10 protein-coding genes are annotated in these 14,019 nt (G+C 69.5%); 5 read left to right on the forward strand and 5 right to left on the reverse strand.

Annotated features, from left to right (window positions below; all coding sequences use genetic code 11):
- Positions 1 to 48 precede the first annotated feature (48 nt).
- From AB0M24_RS20900 to AB0M24_RS20910, 3 genes are all read right to left on the reverse strand, one after another.
- Positions 49 to 1,959, reverse strand: coding sequence for a S8 family serine peptidase (locus AB0M24_RS20900; RefSeq protein WP_363769944.1), 1,911 nt, complete (start codon positions 1,957 to 1,959; stop codon positions 49 to 51).
- Positions 1,960 to 1,980: 21 nt separating this feature from the next.
- A complete protein-coding gene (locus tag AB0M24_RS20905; RefSeq protein ID WP_363769947.1) occupies positions 1,981 to 3,945 on the reverse strand; it encodes a S8 family serine peptidase in 1,965 nt (654 codons plus the stop codon).
- 136 nt (positions 3,946 to 4,081) lie between these two features.
- On the reverse strand, positions 4,082 to 5,050 hold the full coding sequence (locus AB0M24_RS20910) for a helix-turn-helix domain-containing protein (RefSeq protein ID WP_363769950.1): 969 nt from the start codon (positions 5,048 to 5,050) through the stop codon (positions 4,082 to 4,084).
- A gap of 278 nt (positions 5,051 to 5,328) precedes the next feature.
- On the opposite strand from AB0M24_RS20910, the gene AB0M24_RS20915 reads away from it, so the two are divergent.
- From AB0M24_RS20915 to AB0M24_RS20925, 3 genes are read left to right on the forward strand one after another with little or no spacing between them, the layout of a single operon-like run.
- Entirely contained in the window at positions 5,329 to 6,606 is a 1,278-nt protein-coding gene (locus AB0M24_RS20915; RefSeq protein WP_363769953.1) for an SWIM zinc finger family protein, read from the forward strand.
- Complete coding sequence (locus AB0M24_RS20920; protein WP_363769956.1) at positions 6,603 to 9,053, forward strand: DUF6493 family protein; 2,451 nt, start codon at positions 6,603 to 6,605, stop codon at positions 9,051 to 9,053. The genes AB0M24_RS20915 and AB0M24_RS20920 overlap by 4 nt, the downstream gene beginning before the upstream one ends.
- A gap of 4 nt (positions 9,054 to 9,057) precedes the next feature.
- A complete protein-coding gene (locus AB0M24_RS20925) occupies positions 9,058 to 9,369 on the forward strand; it encodes a hypothetical protein (protein ID WP_363769958.1) in 312 nt (103 codons plus the stop codon).
- Here the strand turns inward: AB0M24_RS20925 and sph are convergent.
- Positions 9,362 to 10,285: a sphingomyelin phosphodiesterase gene (gene sph, locus AB0M24_RS20930; protein WP_363769961.1), complete on the reverse strand. Its 924-nt coding sequence runs from the start codon at positions 10,283 to 10,285 to the stop codon at positions 9,362 to 9,364. The genes AB0M24_RS20925 and sph overlap by 8 nt on opposite strands.
- A 151-nt stretch (positions 10,286 to 10,436) precedes the next feature.
- Here sph and AB0M24_RS20935 point away from each other — a divergent pair, with 151 nt between their 5' ends.
- Together AB0M24_RS20935 and AB0M24_RS20940 are read left to right on the forward strand one after the other, a co-directional pair.
- Positions 10,437 to 10,805 carry a hypothetical protein gene (locus AB0M24_RS20935; RefSeq protein ID WP_363769964.1) on the forward strand — a complete coding sequence of 123 codons (369 nt, stop codon included), beginning with the start codon at positions 10,437 to 10,439 and terminating at the stop codon, positions 10,803 to 10,805.
- 1 nt (position 10,806) lies between these two features.
- Positions 10,807 to 13,335 carry an Hsp70 family protein gene (locus AB0M24_RS20940; RefSeq protein ID WP_363769966.1) on the forward strand — a complete coding sequence of 843 codons (2,529 nt, stop codon included), beginning with the start codon at positions 10,807 to 10,809 and terminating at the stop codon, positions 13,333 to 13,335.
- On the opposite strand, the gene AB0M24_RS20945 is transcribed toward AB0M24_RS20940, so the two are convergent.
- On the reverse strand, positions 13,318 to 14,004 hold the full coding sequence (locus AB0M24_RS20945) for an FCD domain-containing protein (protein WP_363769969.1): 687 nt from the start codon (positions 14,002 to 14,004) through the stop codon (positions 13,318 to 13,320). The two genes, AB0M24_RS20940 and AB0M24_RS20945, sit on opposite strands and share 18 nt — an antisense overlap.
- Positions 14,005 to 14,019 lie beyond the last annotated feature (15 nt).

Genomic DNA, 14,019 nt, shown 5'->3' on the forward strand with positions numbered 1-14,019 from the left:
ACAGCGGAGTGCGGCCCGTCCTCCGAGGACGAGCCGCACTCCGGCGGATCAGAAGCCGTAGACCTGCCAGGCGAAGGTCGTGCTTCCGGTGCCGCCACCGGAGTCCTTCGCCGTGACGGTCACGGTGTGCTGACCCGCCGCCGTCGGCGTGCCGGTGATCCTGCCCGCCGGGCTGATGGAGAGTCCGGCGGGCAGGCCGGACGCGGTGAACGTGATCGTGCCGCCCGCCGTGCTGGACGCCTGGAGCTGCAACGGCTGGATGGTCCAGCCGGTGGAGCCCCACTGGTCCTGCGGCTTGGTCACGGTCACCGTGCCGCCGGTCGGGCTGGTGACCGTCCAGGTGAAGGTCGCCGTGCCGGACCGGTTGTCGGTGTTCTTCGCGGTGACGGTGACCTCCGACGACCCGGCCGCGGTCGGCGTGCCGGAGATCAGACCGGTCGACGAGCTGATGGTCAGCCCGGCGGGAAGACCGGAAGCGCTGTAGGAGAGCGTTTTCCCGTCCGGATCGGTCGCCTTGATCTGCAGGCTCGCGGACGTGTTGACCACAGTGGACTGGTTGCCCGGGTTGGTCACCGACGGCGTGCCAGGCTGCGGGTTGCCAGACCCGACCGCCTCCTTCGCGTCCACCCTGCCCTCGCCGAAGAACGAGTTCTTCGCCGCGTTCCCGGTGCAGCCCCCGAAGCTCGGACATGGGAGATCGTCCGCCTGAGCCGCGAGCCTGGCGCGCAGGTCAGCGGGCTTGAGGCCGGAGTCGACGCTGAGCATCAGCGCCGCGACGCCCGCCACGTGCGGGGAGGCCATCGACGTGCCGGACTTGGTTCCGTAGCGGCCACCGGGCAGCGTGGAGTTCACGTTGTCACCCGGCGCCGCCACGTGGACCTTGTCGGTGCCGTAGTTCGAGAACGACGACTTGTCGTTGGTCGAGGTGATCGACGCGACGTTCACGACGCCGGAGATCTCACCGGGGACTTCGAGGCAGTCGTTGGTGACGGTGCGGTTGACGGCGGTCGAGTCGTCGGGACTCTTGCTGTCACTGGTCTTCGCGGCCAGGTTGTAGTTCTCGTTGCCCGCCGCGGCGACGTTCAGCGTGCCCTTGCCCTCCGCGTACGCGATGGCCCGCTTGGTGCCTTCGAGGATCGCCGCCTGGTCGGCGTTGTCCGGGCAGTTGAACAGCCACGGGTCGGTGTAATAGCTGTTGTTGGTGATGTTGATGCCCTGGTCGCCGGCGAACATGAAGGCGCACACGGTGTTCTCCGGGAAGAACAGCTCCGAGCCCGCCTCGGCGACGCGCACCGAGGAGATCTTCACGCCGGGCGCGACACCGATCATGCCCTTGCCGTTCCTGGCCGCGGCGATGGTGCCCGCGACGTGCGTGCCGTGGTCGCCGACCGGTCGCCACGCGCCTGCTCTGGTGTCGAGCTTGCCGTAGGCGCAGGACGCGGACTTCGCCGCGTCGAAGTTGTCCTTCAGGTCGTAGTGCTGGTCGTCCACGCCGGTGTCGAGGACGCCGACGGTCACCGACGACGATCCGGTGGTCACCGCCCACGCCTTGTCCGCGCCGATCTGGGTGATGTCCGACCCGGCCGACTCGGCCTGCGTCGGCGTGGTCTGGCTCGGCACGGCCGGGATCGCCGGGTTCGCGGCGGCCGCGGGGACGTCGCTGGTGCGCGTGGCCCCGACCTGCTGGACGCCGGACACCGAGCGCATCCTCGACGCGAAGTCCGTCGCCGACGAGTGCGCGACGATGACGCCGATCGCGTCGTAGGACGCGTACACCGTGCCGTTGTTGTTGGCCACAGCGGACTTCGCGCCGTCCGTGGCGTTGGCCGCGGTGATCACGAAGTAGGCGCGGAGCCCGGCATTGCTCCTCGCGTGGGCGGTCGCCGGGAGTCCGGCGGTCGCGGTGGCGCAGATGAGTGCGATGGTCGTTGCCCGCCACCGCTTCTTGAGTGAGAACACGAGTTCCTCCAGGAAGTGGCGTCAGAAGCCGTAGATCTGCCAGGCGAACGTGGTCGTGCCGGTGCTGCCGCCCGAGTCCTTCGCGGTGATCGTCACGGTGTGCGCGCCACCGGCCGTCGGCGTTCCGGTGATCTGCCCGGACGAGCTGATCGACAGGCCGGTGGGCAGACCGCTCGCGGTGAAGGTGAGCGACCCGCCCGCGGTGCTGGAGGCCTGGATCTGCAGCGGCTGGATCGTCCAGCCGGTGAAGCCCCACTGGTCCTGCGGCTTGGTCACGGTCACCGTGCCGCCGGTGCCGCTGGTGACCGTCCACGAGAAGGACGCCGAGTTCGTCGCGTTGGTGCTGTCGGTGACGGTGACCTTGACCGAGGAGGTGCCGGTGGCGGTCGGCGTGCCGGAGATCAGGCCGCTCGACGAGCTGATCGTGAGGCCGGACGGCAGCCCGGTGGCCGAGTAGCTCAGCGACGCGTTCGCGTTGGTGGTGCTGGCCTTGATCTGCAGGCTCGCGGACTTGTTGACCACAGTGGACTGATCACCGGGGTTGGTCACCGACACCGCGCCGGTCGAGGTGTCACCCAGAGCGGCCATCGTCTTGGTCGCGTCGGCGAGTCCGGCACCGCAGCCGCCGGAGCAGGTGCCGGGCAACGGCCGCGAGTTGTCCTTGATCAGCTTCTCGATCTGGGCAGGGGTCAGATCGGGTTTCTTGGACTTCATCAGCGCGGCGAGCCCGGCGACGTGCGGCGTGGCCATGCTGGTGCCCTGGTAGAAGGCGTACGACTCGGCGCCCGGCGTGGTGGTGCTGCTGTTCAGCGTGGACAGGATGCCGTTGGAGCGGTCGGACGCCGTCCACGTCTCGCCACCGGGGGCGGCGATGTCGACGGTCGTGCCGTAGTTGGATCCTGCCGTGCCGTCGGAGCGGAACTGCGCGCGGTTGCCGTCGCGGTCGGTGCCGGCCACGGTGATCACGCCGCTGCAGTTGGCAGGGTTGAAGCGGGACGCGTCCTGGTTCGAGTTGCCCGCCGCCACGACGATCGTCGATCCGCGCTGCACCGCGCCGTTGATCGCGTTCTGGTAGGAGTTGGGGCAGGAGTCCTCGCCGCCCAGGCTCATGTTGATGATCTTGGCCGGGGTCTGGTTGGCCGGGACGCCGTTCACCGTGCCGCCGGACGCCCAGACGATCGCGTCGGCGATGTCGGCGACAGTGCCGCCGCACTTGCCGAGCACGCGCACCGGCTGGATCTTCGCGTTCGGGGCGACGCCCGCCACGCCCTTGCCGTTGTCGGTGCGCGCGGCGATGGTGCCCGCGACGTGGGTGCCGTGCCACGTGGAGTTGTGCGCGGGCTCGTTCCACCCGCACTCGTTCGCCGCGCCCCAGTCGCCCTCGTCGGCGGGGTTGGAGTCGCGCCCGTTGTTGTCGCGGGCGTAGGACGAGTTCGAGATGAAGTCGTACCCGGCGACGATGTTGTCCGCGAGGTCGGAGTGCGCGACGTAGCCGGTGTCGATCACCGCGACGGTCACACCGGACCCGGTGCTCGAGTCCCACGCTCCGGGCACCCGCATCCCGGCCTTGTCCTCGGAGTAGTGCCACTGCTTGGGGTACTCGGGGTCGTTCGGGCTCAGCATCGCGTGCATGATCGAGTTCGGCTCGACGTAGGCGACGTCCGGGTCGGCCCGGAACACCCGCATCGCCGCGTCCACGGCCGCCTGGTCGAGACCGGGGAGGTCCACCAGCACGCCGCCGGTCGCGAGTCGCCTGCTGAACTCGAAGCCGCGACCCTGTGCCTTCGCGGCGACGTCACGCCGGGCGGCGTCGTCCGATCCGGCCTCGGCGGCCTGGGACTTGTAGCCGATGATCACGCCGGCGCTCGCGGGCCGCAGGGAGGGCCCCTCGTTCGCCGATGCCTGGATCCAGGCCGATGCGGCGGCGACACCGGTGACTGCCGTGGCGGCCACCATGATGGTTGCCCACGCCTTCGTTCGCTTCACGTTCGTGGTCCTTCCGCAGGGAAGGGCTACGCCCAGTGAGCCAAGTCACTGAAACGCACCCAGATGGGCGAAACGTAAACCGCCCATTTGCGACCACAAAAGCCCGAGAACCGGACAATGTCCGGTATACGACACGTCAGTCGGAGGCGCGCAGGAGGCCCAGGTGAGCGGCCTGGATCCCCGCCTGGAACCGGGTGTCGGCCTCGAGAGTCACCATCAGTTCACGAACCCGGCGGCTCAACGTGCGTTCGGTGATGCCGAGCGTCTGCGCGATGACGCGGTCCTTCATACCGGTGGCGAGCAACGTCAGCAGCGCCTGGTCGCGGTCGGACGGCTCGGGCGCGGCGGGCAGCCCGATCGGGACCGCCTGCCGCCACAGCGATTCGAAGCACGTGAGCAGCGCGTCGAGCATCGGCGACGTGCGCACCATCAGCCTGCTGGACGTCTCGGTCGGCGTGAACGACACCGGGAGGAACGCGACCTCGCGATCGACGATCTGCATCTTCATCGACACCGCGGTGAGCGTGCGGGCCTGCTCTCCCGCCCGGATGCACTCGCTGACCTGGTCGAAGTGCCCCGGTGTCGCCAGCGCCTGGCGGTCGTAGATGCACCGGTAGCCGACGCCGCGCGCCAGCGTCTCCAACTCCTCCGCGTTCTGCACCGGCGCCCCCTGCAGGTACGGCGGTGTGTCGATGATCAGCACCTCGCGGCGGGCGTCGCGCTGGGACTGCGCCAGGTGATGCTGGATCGCCTCGTCGCCCTCGATCAGCTCGACGACCCCGGCCGGCCCGGTGGACGGCGCCTCCAGCCGCCTGGCGAACTCGCTCGCAGCGTCCCGCAGGTCCTGGAGCTCGCGCTTGCGTTGGGCGACAAGGGTTTCGACCGCGACGTCCGGTGGCGTGGGCAGGTAGCGGGTCGGCCGGTCGACGACCTTCGTCGCGAGCCCCGCGTCGACGAGTGCGGCCACCGCTCGCCGGACCGGGCCGATCGGCGCGCCGGTGCGCCCGGCGAGCTCGGCCGCGGACGACCTCGGCGCGTCGACGAGCGCCAGGTACACCGCGTTGTCGAGGTCGGTGAACCCGAGTGGTTCGAGCAGGTAGGCCACCGGACCAAGGTAGGTCACGGGATTGGCGGCTGGAGGACATTGTCCAGTAGCCGTCACTCTGCGTGGCGGGATCTGCCTTACGGTTCGAGTGCGCCTGCCGGTCAACCCTCGCCCGGCAAGCGCACGCGGAGTGTCCGGCGCGGTCCGGTGAACCATGTTGGGCAGGGGCGGGTCGGACCCCGGGCACTCCGCGCCTTCTGTTGCCGTGTCACCGGGAATGTCGCAGTCCACCTTCTCCGCGAGGCGCTCGGCGAGTCCTTCCACCCTAGAGTGGCGCGATGCACTCGTACGCCTACGTCGCCGACTCACGGCTGGACGAGACGCGTCGCGCCCTGGGCCTGCAGACCTCCGGCGGCCGTGCCCCGAACCCGCGCTTCTTCACCGGGTTCCTGGCGGACGCGCACCAGTGCGCCACCGCGTTGCTGGCCGTCGCGAAGGTCGCGGGCACCCGCTACTTCCAGCCCACTCCCGAACGCCTGCGCGACCCGGTCGTCACGTGCGACGGCGACCGCCTGCGCTTCGAGTCCTTCTCCGGCTGCTGCGGTGTCTACGCGCGGCTCGACGTGCTCGGTGAGGCGCTCGACGGCGAGGTGCACGACCGCGGCACCACCAACGTCGACGTCAACGAACCGCTGCGGCGCGCCCTCGCCCGCGTCACGAAAGGCGACCCGCTGCACCTCACGGTCGGGCCGGACCAGGTCGAGGTCGGCACGCTCGACGGCGCGGTCGTGGAGAAGAAGGTGCCGCTGCCGGCGCGCTGGCTCCGGGGATTCGCCGAGACCCAGGTGCTGACCTCGCGGTTCGACCTGAAGGCCGAGCTGACGGCACCCGACGCCCAGCGGTTCCTCAAGTCGTTGCCCAAAAGCGCTCAGGTCTGGGCGGTGCCGTCGGGCAGGACGGTGAGGCTCAGCGGAGCGGCGAGCGCCGGCGCGGTGTGCCTCGCGGGCCCGAACCGGCTCGACACCTTGGTCCCGTTGCTGCGCTTCGCCAAAGCCGTCCGCCTGTACGGCCCACCCGCCACGGGCCGGCCGGTGGCGAGCGGCTGGGAAGTCGATCTGGGCGCGCAACGGCTCACGCTCGTGCTGTCGCCGGAAGTCAACCGAGGACTGTCCGGTGAGGGCGCAGTCCTCGACGGCTTGGCGGCGGGCGACGCGGACACCGACGCCGAGTTGATCGGTGCGCTCCTGGACTTCGAGCCGCGTGTCGACATCGCGGATCTCGCCGAACGGTCCGGGCTCACGACCGCGCGGGTCAAGGACGCGCTGGCCCAGCTCGGCACGGCCGGACGCGTCGGCTACGACCTGGCCGAGGCCGCCTACTTCCACCGCGAGCTTCCGTACTCCGGCGTGGACGTGCAGGCCATGAACCCCAGGCTGCGCAACGCGAAAGCACTGGTGGAGCAGAATGCGGTCCGCTGGGACGGCGACACGGCCCTGATCGGCGAGTACCGGGTCAGCGGCGACATGTGCACGTGCCGGTGGTGGGCCGAGTACCGGGGTGGGCGCGGCAAGTGCAAGCACGTGCTGGCGGCGGACATGAGCAGAGGGAAGGCATGACGTTCGACCGGATCAAGGAGCTGATCGAGTCCGAGCAGGTCGTGCCGCTCGGAGAGGTGCTGAAGGGCCTCACTGCCGACGAACGCAAGGCGCTCGCGAAGGAACTGAAGGCGTACGAGAAGCAGCACCGAGCGGGCGGGCAGCGCTGGGTCCACCGCGAGACGCTCGCCATCGCGGGCGCCGGGTTGCTGCCGAACGCCTCGACGCTCACGCCGTGGCTCGTGCGCTACGAGATCTTCGGCCGGCACGTGGACGAACTGGCGGTCCTGCTCGACGTCCTGCGGCAGCGGGAGTTCGCGAAGGACCTGGTCCCCAGGCTCGCGGCCAAGCTGCCGCGCGACGGAAACCGCCGCGACCTGCTGCAGATCGTCCTGGAGTTCTGCGGCGACACCCCTCCGGACACCGACGGTTTCGTGCTGAGTTTCATGGACTTCGGCGGCCACACGCGGTGGCGGCCGGGTTTCGACGCGCTCATCCCGCGCATCCTGGAGACCGTCGGTTCTGGCGTGTTCTTCGCGAACGCCCGTCAGTGGCGAACCTTCCTGTGCGACAAGGCGGACCGGGCCACCCTCTACGACGGCGTCCTCGCCCGGCTCCAGCAGGGCGGTGGTGCCAAGGAGATGGACGGTTTCCTGGCGCTGCACGCCGACGTGCAGCCCACCATGGACGAGATGGCCGAGCACGCCCGCGACTACGTGGCGATGCTGCCCGACTCGCGCTCACCCGTCGCCACGCTCGCCCAGGCACAGCTGAAACGGCTGGACGAAGCCGAGAAGCTCGACTTCGAGCTGCTGTGCGAGGCTAGCCGCTGGGTGTTCGGCCGCACCGAGAAGAAGCTCATCCGCGCCCAGCTCACCTGGCTCGCCCACCACGCCAAGGCGCACCCCGGCGAGGTCGCGCTGACCGTCGCGGAACTGTTCGCGCACGAGTCCGACGACCTGCGCGGCCAGGCGGTCAAGCTCATCGCCAAGCACCTGCCGAAGGTCCGTGACACCACCGAACTGCTGGCCCGCGCCGAACAGCTCCCGCCGGACCTCGCGGCACAGCTCGGTGTCACCGCCACGGCCGAGGAAACCGTTGCGCTGGCCGAGTTCGCGCTCACGCCGTTCCCCGAACCGATCGCCACGATCGACGAGCTGACCCGCGAGGTCGTGTCGCTCACCGGCCGCAACGCGGGCCACCTCGACGGGGTCACCGCCGAGCGGATCATCGAGGCCGTGGTCCGGTTCGCCTGGCAGGACAGGGAAGCGCTCTCCAATGCGTTCGGGCCGATCTGCGCCAAGTCTGCGTGGATCCAGGACCAGCGCGCCTACGAGATCTACCCCGACCAGGCCTGCCGCCATCCCCGTTCCGAGCTCGCGTCGATCATCGCCGCCGCGTCCGCACCGCCGGCGGAACCCGGCTCGTTCGCTCCGGACACGAGGTGGCTCAACCAGCTCAGCCGGTCGCGGATGGGCTCGGTGGGGGAGCAGCTCACCCTGCGGCTGCACGAGATCGCGAACGGCCTGCAGAGCTCACCCCGTCCTTGCGTGATCTCGACCCCGACCTCGACGTCCGGTCTGCTGGACCCCGCCACGCTGCGCGAACGGCTCGCCAAGGCCGAGGCGGAAGGCTGGGAGCCGTGGCCACGCGACCTCAAGCAGGCCTACCACCGCCTGCCCCGCGAGGCCGACGCGGACCAGTTCGCGTCGCTGCCCGGCAACCCTGGCCACTTCCTGCGCGAGTGGCTCACCAGCCGTACCGATCCCGAGATCACGGTCGAGACCCGCACCTACTCCTACCCGGGCTACCCGAACGCCGACGACACCGGCCTGTACGCGATCATCACGCCAGGACTCGAGCAACCGCACCGAAACCTGACCGTGTACGACGACTCGGACCCGATCCTCGAGTGGTGGCCGTCGACCATGCCCGCCGACCGGGAGATCGTCGCCGCCCACTTCATGCCGCATCTCCGCTACCGCACGGCGTCCAAGGGCAACGACGGCCCACTGCTGCCGTTGCTCGCTGAAGCAGACGGCCCGGCGGGCCCGGCTCTGCACCTCGCCGTCACCTACGGCCTGGGCGCCGAACTGACCGTGAACCGCGCCTACGCCGTCGACGCCCTGCTGATCCTCGCGGCCCGCGACCAGCTGGACGGTACGACGCTGGGAGACCTGATCGGACGGGCGCTCGCACTCGGCGACCTCGCGCTGAACCGGGTCGTCCCCGGCCTGCGCGACACGGCTCGATCCGGTGCGCCCCACCAGATCTGGGACGCCCTGCGGGCCGCGTTGCCGAAGCTGTGGAAGCACAACCGCGTGGCGGACCTGATCGAGCTCGCCGTCGAACTGGCTCAGCAGCTGAAGCCGGGTGGCGACGTCGACGGTCTCGCCGAGGTCGCCGCCCGCAAGGGTTCCAGCAAGACCGTCACGCAGGCGAAGCGGCTGGTGAGCGCACTAGGCTGACGGCATGGACCTGGGAGAGATCATCGCCGAACGGCGGATCGAGGGCGTGGCGCCGGACGGATCCCACTTCGAGGTGGTGATCAGGTTCGGCGCTCCTCGTCCAGATCCGTTGAGCCACAACGGGGACTGGGAATGTCCACATCAGATCGACGGGCTCGGCGACGGCGCGGTGGGAGCCGCGTACGGCGTGGACTCGCTGCAGGCGTTGCTGCTGAGCGTCCACGCCGTGCGGATCAAGCTGGCCGAGTCGGGCAGCACTCTCGACTGGCTGGGCATGCCCGAGCTCGGCCTCACCGTGGCCCCGGTCCTCAGCTAGCGAACACGGGGTAGTGGTCGGACAGATCGGTGTAGGTGTACTTGCGCCCCCACGAACTGACCGACCACTCAGGACTCTTCACCCGACGAGTCTCGTTGCGCAGCACCGGTCCCTGGATCGTCAGCACGTAGTCGAGGTGCTCGGACGCGTACTCGGGCCCGTACTGGTCGCGGCAGACGGAGTTGTCCGCGCAGTCCCACGAGAACGGATGCCCGACCACCTCAGGCGTCGCCGCCCCCAGCTCGGACACCATCGCGGGGAACTCGGCACTGGCCTTGACGACGTTCATGTCGCCCGCCACGTACACCGGCTCGGACGTGGGAACGTTGCGAGCGGCCAGGAACGCCTTGATCTCCGCCCGCTGCTTGGCCCGGTACCCACCGGGAGCCGACGTGCAGGTCGAGTCCTCCGCCTGCATGTGGGTGCCGATCACGTGGACAGGGCCGGTCGGCGCCTCGATCCGCACGTACGCGAACCCCTTGTTGGAGAACCAGTCCGCGCCGCACCCGTCGCGGTAGACGTACTGGACGCGGGTGGTGATCGGCCACCGGCTCAGCACCGCGACCCCGCCGTCCTCGGGCGTGGACGAGCTGTAGGCGCCCAGCGTCTGGTCCCACCCGGCGGTGCTGCGCCCGAGGACCGGCGTCTGGTGCGGGTAGGTGTCGCGCAGGTTCGCGAGCAGCCGGTCCGAGGCGGCGTTGTCGAACGCCTCGTTCAGCACCACGACGTCCTGCCCGTTCAGCACGCCGGTGCTGTCGATCAGGTCGGCGCGCGTCAGCTGCCCCCAGTTCGGGTACAGGTTCCGCGACAGCATGAACACGTTGTAGGTGGCGATCTTGGGCGCGGCGTCGGCGACTGCGACAGGGGTGGCGGAGATCGTCAGCGCGACGGCGGCGGCGAGCGTGATCAGGCGCATGAGGCCCGATGGTGAAGGACGTGAGAAATCTTCACAACCGGGAACTGGTGTCGTATCGATCAAGCGTTGATGAACTTCGGCCCGTAACACCTCGTGTCGGTGGGGCGACTGACTTCTTGCCTTGACCGTCGATTGCCCCTGGGGGAACGCCGTGCCGCGCGAGATCGAGTTCGTCGTCGTGGATCCGGACGGCGATGCCCTCGCCGCGAGCGAGGCGAGCGACGGCCTGCTGGAGGAGCTGGACCGCCTCGACTTCGACCGCTTGGACCGCGCCACGACCGCACCGGACCCGGACACCCGTTCCGGCACCGCGATGGTCGTGGGCACGCTGGTCGGAATCGTGTCGTCGCCCGCGGTGGTGCGCGGCGCGGTCGAGGTCGTCAAGAGCTGGCTGCAGCGGCGCGAACGAGGCTCGGTGAAGATCACCTGCGGCGACGACACCCTGGAGGTGAACGCGGTGTCGAAGGCTCAGCAGGAAGCGCTCGTCGCGGCGTTCCTGGAACGGCACGCCTCGGAGTGACATGGCTCGCCGCTGCCTGATCATCGCGAACCAGCACTACGAGGACTCCGCCTTCGCGGAACTTCCCGGTGCGGCCCAGGACGCCGTGGCGCTGTCCGAGGTGCTGGCCCGCCCGGACGTCGGCGACTTCGAGGTGACCGTCCTGCAGGACGCGAGCGAGCGCCAGTTCCGGCGCGCGATCGACGCGTTCTTCCGCGAGGCCTCCCGCGACGACCTGCTGTGGCTGCACATCTCCTGTCACGGCATGAAGAACCGCGAGAACAGGCTGTTCCTCGTCGGCTCCGACACCGAGAGCGGCTACCTCGACTCGACCGGTGTCGACTGCACGTTCGTGAGCGACCAGGTGGAGCGCTGCCGGTCGAACCAGATCGTCGTGTTCCTGGACTGCTGCTACAGCGGCGCCTACAGCCGAGGCCTGCGCACCCGCGCCACCACCGAGTCGGTCGACATCGCCGAGGCGTTCGGCGGCCGGGGCAGGGTGGTGATCACCGCCTCCAACGCCCTGCAGTTCAGCCACGAGTCGGTGATCAGCAGCCGCGACACCTCCGAGCCGTCGATCTTCACACAGGCCGTGGTGAACGGCCTGAGCACCGGCGACGCGGATCTCGACCTCGACGGCAGCATCAGCGCCGACGAGCTGTACGAGTACATCTACACCGAGGTCCGGGGCCGCCTGCCCAGCCAGACGCCCACCCGCAGCGTCTCGAGCGCCGAGGGCACGCTGGTGCTCGCGCGCAACGTCCGCAGCGGCTCCGGGCAGCTGCCGGCGGAGCTCGTGCGGGCGAGCCGCAGTCCGTTGAGCTGGCAGCGGATCGGGGTCGTACACGAGCTGGAGAACCGGCTCGGCAGCCGCTACGAGATCGTCCGCGCGGCCGCCACCGACCTGCTCGCCGAACTCACCCAGGACGCCGAACCCGCGGTTGCCGCGCAGGCACGGGCGATGTGGCTGCGACGAGGACTCGGCGAGCTTCCCGCCGGCGCGCAACCCGAACAAGAGGAGTGGACCTTCACCCGCCGTGCGGTCGGCATCGACTTCGGCACCACCAACTCCGCCGTCGCCGCGGTGGTCGCTGGCGAGTGCGAGATCGTGCTCAACGAGTTGGGCAACCGCACCACACCCAGCATTGCCGCTCTCACCGCCGACGGGGAGTGGCTGGTCGGCGAACGCGCGAAGAACCAGGCGGCGGCGAACCCCGGCCGCACCTTCTCGTCGATCAAACTCAAGCTCGGCTCCGGCTGGCACGTCGAGCTGGACGGCCGCCACTACACCGCTGAGGACATCACCGCGATCATCCTGCGCCACCTGAAGAAGAGCGCCGAACGCACGCTCGAGTCGAAGATCCGCGACGTCGTTCTCACCGTCCCCGCCTATTTCACGCTGGCGGAGCGCCGGGCACTGGTCGAAGCCGCGCACCAGGCGAACCTGAACGTGCGGCGCGTGCTGACGGAGCCGAACGCGGCGGCGCTCGCTTACGGCGTGGATGACGACATCGATATGAGCGAAGGCGCGTCCAACTTCATCCTGGTGCTGGACCTGGGTGGCGGGACGTTCGACGTGTCGCTGCTCGACGTCGGCTTCGTCGGACCGAGCTCCCAGGGTTCCGAGGACGAGCTCATCATGATGGACGTCTACGCGATGAGCGGTGACAACCGCCTGGGTGGCGACAACTGGGACCAGCGGATCCGCGACTGGCTGTGCACTCGGTTCCAGGCGAACCACGGCATCGACCTCACCGTGGACGTGTCGGCGATGCGCAGAGTCGGCGAGGCCGCCGAACGCGCGAAGATCGAACTGTCAGGAGCCCGGTCCACCGCCGTCACGGTTCCGTACGTCGCGGCCGGGCTCACGCTCGCCGACGAACTGTCGCGCGACCAGTTCGAGCAGCTCAGCGCTGACTTGCTGGATCGTGTCCGCGGGCCGATCGAGCAAGTGCTGAAGGACGCCCGCGTCAAGATCGATCGGATCAAGCAGGTGCTGCTGGTCGGTGGAGCGACCCGCATGCCCGCGATCGCAGGCCTCGTCGAGGAGCTGACCGGATCAGCGCCCAGGCGAGGGTTGATCCCGGACGGCGTGGCGATCGGCGCGGCCATCCAGGCCGGAGTGATGACCGGCGAGGTCAGGGACTCGCTCCTGCTCGACGCCATCCCGTGGTCGCTGAGTCTCCTGATCGGCGGGGTGGTGCCGATGAAGGTGCTCGAACGCAACACAAACCTCCCGGCCAAGCGCAGCGAGGTGTTCACCACCGCGTACGACAACCAGTCGTCCGTGCAGATCCGGCTCTACCAGGGCGAGCACGAGGACGCCGCGGCCGACGCGTGCGTCGGAGTTCTGACGCTCACAGGGTTGCCCAGGAAGCCGGCGGGTACGCCACGGGTCGAGGTCACGATCGACATCGACGAGAACTGCACGGTGCGGGTGAGCGCACTGGTTCCGGACACGCAAGTGCGGGGGACGATGGTCATCGATGCGGCGAGCACCCGCAACGTGTCCGAAGTGGACCCAGGTGCGATCTTATCGAAGGCGGTCTAGGTCCGCTCCCGACTTGTCGACCAGCGCGCGCATCGCCTCGTAAGCAGCTTCGGGGTCGCGCGCCGCGATCGCGTCCAGCACAGCGCGATGCGACGGCACCGGGTCGTCGTCCACGGTCCCGTGCACGAGCTTGTCCCGCTCAGCCAGCCCGATCGCGATGATCCGCTCGACCTGAGTCAGAAACGCGTTGTGCGTAGCCGCCATCAACAACCGGTGGAACTCGAGATCTGCCCGAACGGTCGCCGCGAGGTCACGCGCAGAGGCCATCCGGTCCAAAGCACCCGACAGCGCTTCGATGTCAGCGTCCGACGCGCGTTCGGCGGCCAACCTGGCGGCGGCGGGCTCGACGATCACCCGCATCTCGGTCAGCTCGTCGAACAGCCCGTGATCGGCGTCTGCCTGGGTCTGCCAGCGCATCACGTCGGTGTCGAGCAGGTTCCACGACGACCGCGGCTGCACGAACGTCCCGCGCTTCTGCCGTGCGTCGATCATGCCCTTGGCGGACAGGACCTTCAGGGCCTCGCGCAACGCCGTCAGCGACACGTCGAGCTCTTCGCGCAACGCCGGGAGATCGAGGGTGTCGCCCTCGCCGATCTCGCCGGCGAGGATCCGGCCCGCCAGCGCCTCGACGGTCTGGCCGTGCACGCCCCGCAGCCGCTTCTCGCTCATGGTCCGGGATCATAC

This window comes from Lentzea sp. NPDC051838, from assembly GCF_040681245.1.
Classification (GTDB): domain Bacteria; phylum Actinomycetota; class Actinomycetes; order Mycobacteriales; family Pseudonocardiaceae; genus Lentzea.